12 protein-coding genes are annotated in these 11,847 nt (G+C 72.9%); 6 read left to right on the top strand and 6 right to left on the bottom strand.

The annotated features are described in order from the left end of the window. The coding region (locus tag ABZ914_RS35675) for an LURP-one-related/scramblase family protein (RefSeq protein ID WP_500198664.1) at positions 1 to 790 on the top strand (790 nt) is incomplete at its 5' end. Here ABZ914_RS35675 and ABZ914_RS35670 read toward each other — a convergent pair. Then, complete coding sequence (locus ABZ914_RS35670; protein WP_500198663.1) at positions 787 to 2,001, bottom strand: MFS transporter; 1,215 nt, start codon at positions 1,999 to 2,001, stop codon at positions 787 to 789. The two genes, ABZ914_RS35675 and ABZ914_RS35670, sit on opposite strands and share 4 nt — an antisense overlap. 73 nt (positions 2,002 to 2,074) lie before the next feature. Between ABZ914_RS35670 and ABZ914_RS35665 the strand changes: the two genes are divergently transcribed. Both ABZ914_RS35665 and ABZ914_RS35660 read left to right on the top strand, forming a co-directional pair. Beyond that, complete coding sequence (locus ABZ914_RS35665; protein WP_190857295.1) at positions 2,075 to 2,833, top strand: DeoR/GlpR family DNA-binding transcription regulator; 759 nt, start codon at positions 2,075 to 2,077, stop codon at positions 2,831 to 2,833. A 265-nt stretch (positions 2,834 to 3,098) separates the two neighbouring features. Beyond that, positions 3,099 to 4,325: a hypothetical protein gene (locus ABZ914_RS35660; RefSeq protein WP_500198662.1), complete on the top strand. Its 1,227-nt coding sequence runs from the start codon at positions 3,099 to 3,101 to the stop codon at positions 4,323 to 4,325. A 27-nt stretch (positions 4,326 to 4,352) separates the two neighbouring features. On the opposite strand, the gene ABZ914_RS35655 is transcribed toward ABZ914_RS35660, so the two are convergent. Then, on the bottom strand, positions 4,353 to 5,198 hold the full coding sequence (locus tag ABZ914_RS35655; RefSeq protein WP_500198666.1) for a helix-turn-helix transcriptional regulator: 846 nt from the start codon (positions 5,196 to 5,198) through the stop codon (positions 4,353 to 4,355). Positions 5,199 to 5,332: 134 nt separating this feature from the next. On the opposite strand from ABZ914_RS35655, the gene ABZ914_RS35650 reads away from it, so the two are divergent. After that, a complete protein-coding gene (locus tag ABZ914_RS35650) occupies positions 5,333 to 6,277 on the top strand; it encodes an SDR family oxidoreductase (RefSeq protein ID WP_500198660.1) in 945 nt (314 codons plus the stop codon). 71 nt (positions 6,278 to 6,348) lie between these two features. On the opposite strand, the gene ABZ914_RS35645 is transcribed toward ABZ914_RS35650, so the two are convergent. Next, positions 6,349 to 6,918: a helix-turn-helix domain-containing protein gene (locus tag ABZ914_RS35645; RefSeq protein ID WP_500198658.1), complete on the bottom strand. Its 570-nt coding sequence runs from the start codon at positions 6,916 to 6,918 to the stop codon at positions 6,349 to 6,351. Continuing rightward, the gene (locus ABZ914_RS35640; RefSeq protein ID WP_500198657.1) at positions 6,906 to 7,406 is read right to left on the bottom strand and encodes a GNAT family N-acetyltransferase; all 501 of its coding nucleotides are present in this window, start codon (positions 7,404 to 7,406) and stop codon (positions 6,906 to 6,908) included. Before ABZ914_RS35640 ends, ABZ914_RS35645 begins: the two co-directional genes overlap by 13 nt. Before the next feature lie 144 nt (positions 7,407 to 7,550). Here ABZ914_RS35640 and ABZ914_RS35635 point away from each other — a divergent pair, with 144 nt between their 5' ends. Beyond that, the gene (locus tag ABZ914_RS35635; protein ID WP_500198655.1) at positions 7,551 to 8,171 is read left to right on the top strand and encodes a LysE family transporter; all 621 of its coding nucleotides are present in this window, start codon (positions 7,551 to 7,553) and stop codon (positions 8,169 to 8,171) included. Between the two features lie 15 nt (positions 8,172 to 8,186). Here the strand turns inward: ABZ914_RS35635 and ABZ914_RS35630 are convergent, their stop codons facing one another. Then, complete coding sequence (locus ABZ914_RS35630) at positions 8,187 to 9,569, bottom strand: aminotransferase-like domain-containing protein (protein ID WP_500198653.1); 1,383 nt, start codon at positions 9,567 to 9,569, stop codon at positions 8,187 to 8,189. 85 nt (positions 9,570 to 9,654) lie between these two features. Here ABZ914_RS35630 and ABZ914_RS35625 point away from each other — a divergent pair, with 85 nt between their 5' ends. Further along, a complete protein-coding gene (locus ABZ914_RS35625) occupies positions 9,655 to 11,040 on the top strand; it encodes a pyridoxal phosphate-dependent decarboxylase family protein (RefSeq protein ID WP_500198652.1) in 1,386 nt (461 codons plus the stop codon). Positions 11,041 to 11,183: 143 nt separating this feature from the next. On the opposite strand, the gene ABZ914_RS35620 is transcribed toward ABZ914_RS35625, so the two are convergent. Beyond that, entirely contained in the window at positions 11,184 to 11,708 is a 525-nt protein-coding gene (locus ABZ914_RS35620) for a response regulator (protein WP_500198650.1), read from the bottom strand. Positions 11,709 to 11,847 lie beyond the last annotated feature (139 nt).

The raw sequence follows: 11,847 nt of genomic DNA, 5'->3' as shown, positions 1-11,847 counted from the left end.
CGCTCCGCCGTACGCGCCGCCGCAGCCCGCCTACCCGCCGAACGGGTACGCGCCCGCCGGGTACCCGCCGCCGCAGCCCGCCTATCCGGCGCCGCAGCAGGGCGGGTACCCCGCGCCGCAGCAAGGCGGATACCCGCAGCAGGGCGGGTATCCGCAGCAGCAGCCTCCCGGCCAGTACGGCACGGCCCCCGCCGACCTGTACGGCTCGCCGATCCTCGTCTACGACCAGCCGGCGCAGTTCTTCTCGACGGAGGCCAACTACACGATCTGGAGCCCGCAGGGGCAGCCCGCGGCGCACGTCCGGGAGCAGGGCGTCAGCGGGGCGAAGAAGGCCCTGCGCGTCGTCAACCAGGGGAGCCAGACGAAGGCCGAGCGGAAGCTGACGATCTTCCGCCCGGACGGCATGCCGTACTTCCACTTCTACAAGCCGTACGGGTTCATGGGCACGCCGAAGATGCAGGTGCTCACCGCGCAGGGCGGCCTCATCGGGCACCTGCGCAAGCGCGCGATGCGGGGCTGGGAGATCCTCGGCGCGCAGGAGCAGCAGCTCGGCTACTACGAGCTGCTCAGCGGCCGGATCACCGACTGGCAGCAGCAGGAGATCGCCCGCATCCAGCGCGGGTTCGAGGGCATGGGCGAGCTGCTGTCGCAGATGTTCACCGGCGCCGACCGCTACGTGCTCCGGATGCACGCGCCCTTGCAGGAGCCGATGCGGACGCTCGTCCTCGCCTGCCCGCTCGCGTTCGACACCGCCGTGTCCCAGAACCGCAGCATCGGCGGCTGGCTCTAGCCGCACCGCCCTTCGGCTCGGCCGCCCGCCGCGTCGACGGCCGCTTCCGGGACGGAGCCGGCGGTGCCCGCGCCCGGACGGAGGATCCCCGCCGCAGCGGCGGCGGCGACGCAGCACGCCACGGGCAGGAAGAACGTGAGGTTGAGCGGCATGACGCCGGTCAGCGCCCCGATGGCGGCGGGCCCGGCGAGCATCCCGAGGTAGCCGATGCCGGCGACCCGGGAGACGTTGACGCCGGCGGCGTCGCGGTCGGCGTGCCCGGCGGCGCTGAACAGCTGCGGCACGCAGCCGGACAGTCCCGCCCCGAACACCGCCCATCCGGCCAGCGCCAGCGGGATCCAGGGGGACAGGGCGGCGGCGGCCATGCCGAGCGCGGCGGCGGACGCCCCGTAGCGCAGGACGGCGACCGCGCCCAGCCGCGCCGCCGCACGGTCGGCGAGCAGCCGCCCGATCGTCATGGTGGTGGCGAAGGCGCCGTAGGCGAGGGCGGCGGTGGCGGCGGGCGCGTCCAGGACGCGGCGCAGGTGCAGCGCGCTCCAGTCGTTGGCCACGCCCTCGCACAGCATGATCACCAGGGCGAGCGCCGCCAGCGCCCAGATCCGCCAGGGCGTCCGCCGCCGCGCCGCCGCGCCGGCCGTCGCGCGGGCGGGCTCCGGCCGCAGCAGCGCGGGCGCCGCCGCCACGGCGACGGCCACGCAGAGGACCGCGACGGCGGTGAGCGTGACGGCCGGGCGGACCCCCGCGCCGAGCGTGGCGGCGCCCACGAGCGAGGCGAGCACGCCGCCGATGGAGTACGTCGCGTGGAACGCCGACATGACGGGCCGCCCGTACCCCCGTTCGACCTGGACGGCGTGCGCGTTCATGCCCACGTTCAGGCCGCCGCCGTTGCAGGCGCCGAGCACCGCCAGCGCGGCCCCGAGCGTCCAGGCGTTCGTCGCCAGACCCGGCCCGACGACCGCGACGCCGCTCAGGGCGGCGCCGATCGGGACGACCCTGCGCGCGCCGAAGCGGTCGGTGAGCGGCCCGATGGCCTGCATGCCCGCGAAGGAGCCCGCCCCGAGCAGCAGCAGGAGCCGGCCCAGCTCGGCGTGGTCGATCCCCGTCCGATGCTCGATGCTGGGGATGTGCACCACCCACATGCCGAGGATGAACCCGGACAGGCCGAAGTAGACGAAGGTGGCCATCCGGCCCGCCCGTAGCGTTCGCTCCATATAGCGAACATAACGAACATCGTCCTGCATCGAAACCTTGCATTGCGAACAAGGATGGTGTTCGATCGCGGGTATGGCGGACACGGAGCGGCTGCGGCGGATCACCGAGGCGGTGCGCGACGCCGGCAGCATCGGCGTCGCGGAGCTGGCCGGCCTCACCGGCGCGTCGGAGATGACCATCCGGCGCGACCTCGACCACCTCGCCGCGCAGGGCGTCCTCGAACGTTACCGGGGCGGCGCGAGGACCCTGCTGCTGCGCGGCGAGGAGCCGCCGTTCGCGGTGCGCGTCCACGAGGAGGTGGAGGCCAAGCGCCGCATCGCCGCCGAGGCCGCCGCGCTCATCGCCGACGGCGAGTCCGTCGTGCTGGACAGCGGCACCACCTGCCTGGAGGTGGCCCGCGCGCTGGAGCACCGGCGGCTGACGGTGATGCCGCTGTCCCTGCACGCGATCAACGCGCTGGCGGGCGCGCCGCGGCTGACCCTGCTGGTGCCCGGCGGCCGGCCGCGCCCCGGCGAGCTGGCGCTCACCGGCCCGCTCGCCGAGGCGTCGCTGGCCGCGCTGCGCTTCGACACCGCGATCATCGGCTGCTGCGGGCTGACCGCGGCGGACGGCCTGACCGCCCACGACCTGGAGGACGCCGCCGTCAAGCGCGCCGCGATCGCCTCCGCCCACCGCGTCGTCGCCGTCACCGAGGCCGCCAAGCTCTCCCGCACCGCGCTCGCGTTCGTCGGCCCCGCGTCCGACCTGGACGCGGTCGTCACCGACGGCTCCGCCCCCCGCGACCGGGTCGCGGAACTGGCCGCCGCGGGCGTGACCGTCCGCACCGTCTGAGCCCGCACCGTCCGCCGAACGAGAGCGCATTCATCCGGCCGGCATTTACTCCGTTCTCACGGCTATTGTCACGATACAAATTCACCACGGATTCTGACCTCCTCGTCAAGGCCCTGAATCGGCCGGGGCATGCTCATCTCTTTCCGCTGGTGATCGTCCTGATCATCGATTACGATCGAAATGCTCCGGCAAGAGACGCAGATCGCTGTATGTCGATACAGGCCGTGCAAGGGCGGGCACGGTCCGGGAACGGGGTCCTCCCGCCATGGAAGCGCAGGAGATCGTCCGCAGTCCGGTCACCCGGCGGCTGCTCATCGCGTCCGGGATCGCGGCGGCGGGGATCGCCGCGGGCCGCGCCACCGGAGCCGGGCGGATCGGCGATCTGACGAGCGGGCAGGTCTACTTCCACGCCGTCACGGTGCTGCTCGCCATCGGGCTCTACAGCAGCACGCACGGCATCGAACGCGATCAGATGCGCACCGACCTGCGCACCGTGGTCCTGGCGGTCACCGTCGGCGTCCTGGTCAAGGCCGCGATCATCACGCTGGTCATGGTGGTGCTGTTCCCCGGCCCGCAGTCGCTGGTGCTCGGCGTGGCGGTGGCGCAGATCGACCCGTTGTCGGTCGCCGCGCTCCAGAAGTCCTCGCGGCTGTCGCCTCGCGGCCGGACGCTCCTGCTCGCATGGGCGTCGTTCGACGACCCCGTGACGACGCTGCTCACCATCTACGCCGCCACCCTCTCCGTCGCGGTCTACCACCTCGACCGCACCGGTGAACTCGCCGCCCTCCAGAACGGCGGCCTGGCGGGATTCGGGCTCGGACTGGCGGCCAACGCGGCGTTCGCCGCCGTGGTCTGCGGGTTGTGGCAGGTGCTGCGACGGTGGCGCCCCGGCGGCACCGCGGTGTTCGCGGCCGGCTGCGGGCTTCTGCTGGCGGCCGCCGCCGTCGCGGTCGCCCAGTTCTGGATGCTCGGCATCGCGCTCATCGGCCTGTTCGTCCGCCCGGCCCTCGCGCGGGCCCCCGACGCGTTCGAACATTGGCTTTCCCGGCTGACCCAGGTCGCCCTCATGCTCGCGGTCCTCGGCATGGGCTTCCTGCTGTCGATGCGCGTGCTCCTCGTCGCCGGGCTCGTCCTCGGCGTCACCGCCTACCTCGCGCACGCGATCGTCAGCCTCCCGCTGACCCGGAGGCAGACGCCCGACGACCGCGTCCAGCTCGCGATCGCGCAGCAGAACGGCATAACGGCCATCGTGCTCGCGCTGCTGCTGAGCCCGCTGTTCCCGGACGTGGTGGCGACCGTCGCACCGGCGATCGTCGTCATCAACGTGCTGCACGCCCTGGCCAACGCCGTCTGCGACCGCGCCGGCTCCCGGACGGGACACCGCGACGACGCGGAACGACGGCCGCCGCCGCTCCGGAAGAGGAAGCCCCTCGGTCTCGCGCGCCTCAGCCCGCAAGCGGCCCGGCCCGGCGGGCCGAATCCCCACGAATGACGGCGGGGGAGCGAGGCAGAGCCTGTCTCAGGCGGTGCCGAGCGGCTGCGCGCCGATGACGGAGAGCAGTTGCAGTTTCTCGTGGCTTTCGCTGCCCGGGGTCGCGGTGTAGACGAGCAGGTGGTGCGACTGGTGCGGGTCGAGCAGCGTCTGGCAGTTCAGCTCCAACGCGCCGACCTCGGGATGGACGAAGCGCTTGACCTCGTGGGGGCGGATGCCGACCTCGTGGCCGTTCCACACGTCCCGGAACTCCTCGCTCTGGGCGAGGAGCAGGTCCGCGTAGCGCGCCGCGCGGGAGTTCGGGCCCCGCAGCGTGGCGGTCTCGCGCAGGCCGGAGGCGAACATCCGGGAGAGGAAGCGGTGGTCTTCGGGCGCGTACAGCCGCCGGGCGGCGGGATCGGTGAACCAGCGGTACCCGAGGCTGCGCGCGGGGCCGGTGTACCGGGTCGTGTCGCCGGTCAGCGCGACGCCGACCGGGGTCTGCCGCAGGGTCTCGCCGAGTTCGGTGACGATCTCGGCGGGGGTGTCGTGCAGGCGGTCGAGGATGCGCAGCAGGCCGGGCCCGACGTGCTCGCCGTCGGCGCCCCGCGCGGGCGGGTTGTGGCCGGCGAGGCGGAACAGGTGGTCGCGCTCGTCGAGGGAGAGGTGAAGGCCCTGCGCGATCGAGGCGATCATCTGCTCGGACGGCTGCGGGCCGCGCTCGCGCTCCAGCCGGGCGTAGTAGTCGGTCGACATGTGGCAGAGGGCGGCCACCTCCTCGCGCCGCAGGCCGCTGGTCCTGCGGCGCCGCCCGCGCGGAAGGCCGACGTCCTCCGGCTGCAGCGACTCGCGACGGCGCCGCAGGAACTCCGCCAGTCCCGGCCGATCGATCACCATGCTCGTCCTCCCGTGGTGCTGCTTCCTTTCTAGCGGCCGCCCGGCACGGCAACCACGGATCGACAGGTCCTGGATGGCGGCGGCCGCCTCGGTGACCGTGGGGTGGGCGACAAGACCTCAGGGAGTGAACCGTGCCACGAAAGCGAATCGACATCACCGTTCCGGACCTGTCCGGCGGACGCGCCATCGTCACCGGAGCGAGCGACGGCATCGGACTGGGCATCGCCGCCAGGCTCGCCGCCGCCGGAGCCGAGGTCGTCATGCCCGTCCGCGACACGCGCAAGGGCGAGGCGGCGATCGCCGCGATCCGCCGGCAGGCCCCGGGCGCGGCGGTGTCGCTGCGCGAGCTGGACCTCTCCTCGCTCGACTCCGTCGCCGCGCTGGGCAAGACCCTGCTGGACGAGGACCGCCCCATCCGCATCCTCGTCAACAACGCCGGCGTCATGACCCCGCCCGGCCGGCGGACGACCGCCGACGGGTTCGAGTTGCAGTTCGGCACGAACCACCTGGGGCACTTCGCCCTCGTCGGGCACCTGCTGCCGCTGCTGCGCGCCGGCCGCGCGCGGGTGACCTCGCAGGTCAGCGTCGCGGCGAGCCGGGGCGCCGTCAACTGGGACGACCTGGACTGGGAACGCTCCTACGACGGCATGCGCGCCTACCGGCAGTCCAAGATCGCGCTCGGGCTGTTCGGCCTCGAACTCGACCGGCGCAGCCGGGCGGGCGGCTGGGGCGTCACGAGCAACCTCTCCCATCCGGGGGTCGCGCCGACCAACCTCCTCGCCGCGCGCCCCGAGCTCGGCCGCCACGAGGAGACCTCGGCCCGCAGAGTCATCCGCGCCCTGTCCGGACGGGGCATCCTCCTCGGGACCGTCGAGACCGCGAAGCTCCCGGCCCTCTACGCAGCCACCTCGCCTGACGCCGAAGGCGGCGCGTTCTACGGACCGCGCGGACTCGGGCACCTGGGCGGCCCTCCCGCTGAGCAGAAGCTCTACGGCCCCCTGCGCAGCGACGAGGAGGCCCAGCGCGTCTGGCGGGTCTCCGAAGAACTGACGCGGGTGACCATCCCCGGCACCTGAGAGCGGACCCGGTCTCGCTGGTCCAGCCAAGCGGCACCCTCCGTCTCCGGAGTGTCCAGGCGGTGGGAAGGTCAGGGCGTGGCCTTGCGGGTGACGACCACGACGTAGCGGCACTCGTCGGTGGTGTCGTTGATGAACTCGCGGGCTTGGGGCTCGCCGAACTCGAACGTGTCTCCGCTGGTGAGACGGTGTGAGGTGGCCCCCTCGGCCAGAGTCAGCTCGCCTTCGAGGACCCAGACGAGCTGGGCGATGAACGCGTACGTCCCGGCGGGCATCGACACCCGGGCGCCCGCGGGCAGCACGATCTCCGTGACGTCGGCGGGGAAGCCCGGTGTCGATATCTGGCGCCGGAGGTAGCCGGTGTCGGGGTCCGTCCAGTGGGGGGTGTCGGCGGCGCGCCGCACCCCGTCGGCGCCTCCCTCGGCCGGTGACAGCAGCGCGGTCATGGTCAGTTCCAGCGCGGCGGAGAGCTTGCCGACGACGAGGGCGGTCGGGTTGCTCTCGCCCCGTTCGATCTTGCTGATCATCGCCCGGGACACCCCGGAGGCGTCCGCGAGCCGGGCCAGCGACCAGCCGCGCCGGACCCGTTCCGCCTTGATCCGCCGTCCGAGGCCGTCCGGGCTCTCCATCAAAGTGGACACGGCTTCACCGCGGGAACGGCGCCGCCGTCCATGCACAGCTGCATGAAGACGCTGTTCGGATCCCGGACGTAGTCGGCGAACGGCTCACAGAGGGCGAACCCGTGCCGCGCGTAGAGCCGCCGGGCCGGCGCGAAGAAGTCCTGGCTCCCCGTCTCCAGCAGCACCCGCCGGTAGCCGCGTTCGGCGGCGATCTTCAGCAGGTGCCGGAGCATGACCGTTCCGACGCCCCGTCCCTGCGCGGACCGTGCCGTCCGCATGGACTTCAGTTCGGCGTCGCCGCCGCCGAGGTCCTTGAGCGCGCCGCAGCCGCGTAGCTCCGGGCCTTCCCAGACCGACCAGAACTCGACCCCCGCGGCGCGCAACTCGTGCAGATCCAGCGCATGGACCGACTCCGCGGGCGAGGTGGCGTGCATGTCGGCCAGATGCTCTTCCAAGAGCCCATGGACCTCGGGCCGGGTCAGGTCGTCGAGCTCGAAACGCAGCGTCATCCGGACTCCTGTCTCACCCGCTCAAAATACGGTGCGGTCGACGATGGGAGGTTTCTATCATAGTGGACATGTATCCACTATATGAACACCTCGCGATGCCGGCCGCCGCCTCGGCCCGACGATGACGCGGCCGGTGCTCGGCCCATGACGACGGCGCTCGCCACCGGAGCCGTCGCGGGCCTCGGGATCGCCATGCAGGTCGGAGCCGTCGCCGTCTACCTGCTCCTGCTCAGCTCGATGGCGCCCGTGCGGGTCGGTGCCGCCGCCGCCCTCGGCGTCGCGACGGTGGACGGTCTCTACAGCGCCGTCGCGGTCGCGGTGGGAGGGGTGGCGAGCCGCGTGGTCGAACCGGTCGTCGGCCCCCTCCGCTGGGTCGCCGCCGCCGTGCTGTTGTGGATCGCCGTGCGGGTCGTGATCGACGCGGTCCGGAAGGGCGACGGCCCGTCCGGCCCACTCGACGCCTCGGGAGCGTCCTCACCAGGACGGGCCTACCTGCGGCTCATCGGGATCACGGTGATGAACCCGGGCACGGTCCTGTACTTCGCCGCCATCGTCATCGGCAGCCGCTTCGAGGCGTTCGACGCCGTCGATCGGTCCGCGTTCGTCGTCGCCGCGTTCACTGCGTCCGCCGTCTGGCAGATGGCGGTGGTCCTCGCCGGGGCGGCATTGGGCCGCCTGCTCACCGGGTACCGGGGACGGCTGGTGACGGGAGTGGTCGCCGGGACGCTCATCGCCGCGCTGGCCGTGCGGACGTTCGTCGGGTAGCGGGTCGGGCACGGCTCATCCGGCTCCACGCGTCTCTCGATGGCCGCATGCGAGATCCAGGACGGCGGCGACGCGGTCCAGCGTGCTGACCGGCGGGGTGTAGGGCAGGCGGAGGTGGTGGGAGTGGGTCGCGTCGGCGGCGAACGACGGCCCTGGAGACAGTTCGAGTCCGTGGGCGCGGGCGTGCGTTGTGACGAGATCGGCTCGCTCGGTGGTCAGGCGCAACCAGAGCGCCAGGCCACCGGGAGGGACCGTGAACCGCCAGCGGTCGTCTCCGGCCAGCAGCCCGCTCAGGTGGTCGCGCTGCCGGCGCAGGGCGGCCCGCCGGTCACGCAGCAGCGGTTCCAGGTCGCGCAGGAGTTCGGCGGCGACCAGTTGCTGGGTCGGCGCCGCCGACAGCGGTTCGCACAGGGGATGGTGGGCCAGCTCGCCGATGAGCGCGGCCGGCCCGCGGATCCAGCCGACCCGCAGGCCGGCCCAGATCGTCTTGGCCGCCGACCCGATGAGGAGGGAGCCGGGTATCCGCTGGACCGGTGCGGGGGTGTCGCGCAGGTCGAGGTCGCGCATGGTCTCATCGGCCACCACGGTCACTCCGTGCCGTTCGGCCAGCCGGGCCACTGCCTGCCGGTCGGCTTTCGGCATGAGCGCGCCGGTCGGGTTCTGGAAGTCGGGGACGAGGTAGGCCATCCCGCCCGCCGCGGTGCGGAACGCGCCGTCGAGCTGGTCCAGGTCCCAGCCGTCCGCGGTCACCCGGCAGCCGACCAGGCGTCTGCCGGACGCCCGGAAGCCGGCCAGCGGATCGACATAGGTCGGGATCTCCACGGCCACGACCCGGGGACGCAGGTGCGCCGACAGCAGCGCCAGGGCCGAGCGCGCTCCCGAGGTGATCAGTATCTGTTCGGGCCGGGTGGCGAGCCCCTCCGCCGTGTGACGGTCCGCGAGCAGTGATCGCAGCTCGGGCAGCCCGGGGCCGGTCTCCCCGCTTTCGGCCAGGACCGGGCCGGAGCGCTCGGCCGCTCTCAGCACGGCCCGCTGATAGGGGGCGTGCGGTGCCGCCGGAACCGCCCTGCGCAGGTCGATCGCGCCGTGCTCGCCGACGGCCGACGACGGCGCGATGCGCGTCGTGGCCGCCGGCGGAAGCCGCAACGTGCTCGCGCTGCCGCGACGAGTGTCGACCCATCCCTCGTCGCGCAGGATGCCCAGCGCCGCGATCACCGTGCCGCGGCTGACGCCGAGCGCCGCGGCGGCACGGCGTTCGGCGGGCAGCCGGGAGCCGACCCGCAGCCGCCCGTCCAGAGCCGCGTCGCCGACCGCGTCGGCCAACGCTCGTGCCAGGGCGGCACCTGGTCTGCGCCATGCGCCCAGTGCGGCCGCCAGCTGGTTGTCCGTGATGTGCACTGGTCCAGTTTGCTCTTATTGGATCAGTGTTTCGCACCCGGCTCTGGATACCGTCCACCTGGAACCACGGAAATCGGAGCCTCCCATGCACCCACGTCTCGCCGCCGATCTCGCAGAACTGCCTGCCCTGCTGGAGGCGACTCGCGTCCAGGCGACCGGGATACTCGGCCGCCTGGACGAGCAGCCGGTCGTCCCGCCGCTTCGTCCGCCCGCCCCAGAGCCGCTCCCCGAGGAGGGAGCCGGACTGACGGCGGCGCTGGAGGAGTTCACCCGCACCTGGGCCCCGCTGTTCTCGGCGAGCTCAGGCCCCCGCTACCTGGGCTTCGTCACCGGTGGCGCCACGCCGGCCGCGTTGGCGGGCGACTGGCTGACCGCGGCCGCCGACCAGAACCCCACCTCGGCGCTCGACGGCGCGGCGCCCGAACTCGAACGCCGCACCATCGACTGGCTGCGCGACCTGTTCGGCCTCGGCGCCGCGCATCACGGCACGTTCGTCAGCGGCGCGACCATGTCCAACACAGTGGGCCTGGCCATCGCCCGCGAATGGCTGGGCGACCGCGCGGGCGTCAGCGTGGCGGAAGAGGGCGCGTCGGCGTTGGGACGAGTCACCGTCCTGTCCGGCAGCCCGCATTCGAGCATCGCCAAGGGCCTGTCCATGCTCGGCCTAGGCCGCACCGCGCTGATCCCCGTGCCGACCGTCCACGACCGAGAGGCAGTCGACCTCGCCGCGCTGGAGCAGGCGTTGGCGCAGGTGGACGGCCCCTGTGTCGTCGTCGCCAACGCCGGCACGGTCAACACCGTCGACTTCGACGATCTCCGCGCCATAGCCGCGCTGCGGGAACGCCACGACTTCTGGCTGCACGTGGACGCCGCCTTCGGCGGCTTCGCGACGCTGTCGCCGGACCATGCGGACCTGGTCGCCGGACTCGACGCCGCCGACTCCATCTGCATCGACCTCCACAAATGGCTGAACGTCCCCTACGACAGCGCCGTGCAGTTCACCCGCCGCCCGGATCTCCAGGTGCGGGTGTTCCAGAATGCCGCCGCCTATCTCGGCCCGCTCGGCGAGACCCCTGACCACGTCCACCTCACGCCGGAGAATTCGCGGCGCCTGCGCGCCCTCGCCGCCTGGTTCACGCTGCGGGCCTACGGACGGGCCGGGCACCGTGAGATCGTTCAGCGGAACATCGCCTGCGCACACGCTCTCGGCGAGGCGATCAAGGCGATCCCCGGGCTGCGCCTGCTGGCACCGGTTCGCCTGAACGTCGTCTGCTTCACCCTGGCCGAAGAGCCCACCGCCGAGCGGCTCGCCGACCTCGCCGCCGAGCTGGCGGAGGACGCCTTCCTCACCCCGACCACCTATGCCGGGGTGCCCGCGCTTCGAGCCGCCTTCAGCAATTGGCGCACCACCCGAACCGACGTCGACCGGATCACGAAGGCTCTGAAGGACTGCCTGGACACTCCGTCATAGGAACTGCGGACGACGGACCGAGCCGCCGCCCCGGTCAGGACGCGGTCTGCGGATCGGCTGGCCGAGCCGCTCACATGGTCCTCGTCCGATCCGACGGCGGGTGCGGGACGCGGCCGATGCAGAGGGCGGCGGTGGGGATGTGATCAGGGCGGCGGCGGGTTGCCCAGGCCGGCGTCGCGGGCTTTGGCGACGGCTGCGGCGCGGTCGGTGACGCGCAGTTTGGTGAAGATGTTGGAGACGTTGTTGCGGACGGTCTTCTCCGACAGCGTGAGCCGGCCGGCGATGGCGGAGCCGAAGACGGCCTCGCTGTCGGCGACGACTCGGATGGCGCGCAGGATCTCCTGCGGGCCCGAGCCCTTGAGCACGTAGCCGCGTGTTCCGGCGCGCAGGGCGGCGAACAGGGAGGCGTCCTCGTCGACCATCGTGAGGATGAGGATCGCGGTGCCCGGTGCTTCCCGGAGGATCCGCCGGGTGGCCGGCACGCCGTCGGTGCCGGGCATCCGCAGGTCCATGACGACGACGTCAGGGCGCTGCTCCAGGGTCACCGCGACGGCCTCGTCGCCGGTGGTGGCCTGGCCCGCGAGCTCAGTGCCGGCGGTGTCCTCGATGAGGGAGCGCGGGCCCTCGAGCACGAGCGGGTGGCCGCCGGCGACCACGACGCGGATCATGCCGGTTCCGCGAGCGGCAGCACGGAGTACGGGCCGCCAGCAGCACCGCGAGGACCGCGGAGGCGGCGGCCAGCACGACGGCGGCGTCCCCGGTCACCCGCAGCGGGCGGCTCATGGCAGCGATTGTCGGCCATTGCGG

This window comes from Spirillospora sp. NPDC046719, assembly GCF_040645715.1.
GTDB lineage: Bacteria > Actinomycetota > Actinomycetes > Streptosporangiales > Streptosporangiaceae > Spirillospora.
This window is presented reverse-complemented; position numbering and strand designations above follow the sequence as displayed.

Bases quoted from the DNA above. Each gene is read 5' to 3' on its own strand.
- ABZ914_RS35670 (WP_500198663.1), bottom strand. From the start codon at position 2,001: ATGGAGCGAACGCTACGGGCGGGCCGGATGGCCACCTTCGTCTACTTC.
- ABZ914_RS35665 (WP_190857295.1), top strand. From the start codon at position 2,075: ATGGCGGACACGGAGCGGCTGCGGCGGATCACCGAGGCGGTGCGCGAC.
- ABZ914_RS35660 (WP_500198662.1), top strand. From the start codon at position 3,099: ATGGAAGCGCAGGAGATCGTCCGCAGTCCGGTCACCCGGCGGCTGCTC.
- ABZ914_RS35640 (WP_500198657.1), bottom strand. From the start codon at position 7,406: ATGACGCTGCGTTTCGAGCTCGACGACCTGACCCGGCCCGAGGTCCAT.
- ABZ914_RS35635 (WP_500198655.1), top strand. From the start codon at position 7,551: ATGACGACGGCGCTCGCCACCGGAGCCGTCGCGGGCCTCGGGATCGCC.
- ABZ914_RS35625 (WP_500198652.1), top strand. From the start codon at position 9,655: ATGCACCCACGTCTCGCCGCCGATCTCGCAGAACTGCCTGCCCTGCTG.
- ABZ914_RS35620 (WP_500198650.1), bottom strand. From the start codon at position 11,708: ATGATCCGCGTCGTGGTCGCCGGCGGCCACCCGCTCGTGCTCGAGGGC.